The following is a 257-nucleotide window of genomic DNA, read 5'->3' on the forward strand; positions in this document are numbered from 1 at the left end:
CTTGATGTGGAAAAACTCGGTATAGATGGAGCAAATTTTGCACCATATAAGTTTATGGCATCAAGAGGTATTGGATTTGCTTATGTTTCAGAAAGATTATCGAAACTTCCGCATCAAAAACTAATAGCAAAGGATGACAGTGTATGGGAACTTGGTTCACCAACACCTTCCCTTTTTGCATCCGTGTCAGCTGTTATCGATTATGTATGCTGGCTGGGTTCATACGACAGTATTGGAGAATTGTCTAGAAGAGATAT

The 257-nt window shown here is 38.9% G+C and carries 1 protein-coding gene; it reads left to right on the top strand.

The window, feature by feature from the left end; all coding sequences use genetic code 11:
* Positions 1-257, top strand: a 257-nt coding sequence (locus SB756_RS32130; RefSeq protein WP_410913509.1) for a hypothetical protein, incomplete at both ends; no start/stop codon positions are given.

It is taken from the genome of Pseudomonas sp. SIMBA_068 (genome assembly GCF_046534705.1).
GTDB classification, from domain to species: Bacteria; Pseudomonadota; Gammaproteobacteria; order Pseudomonadales; family Pseudomonadaceae; genus Aquipseudomonas; species Aquipseudomonas putida.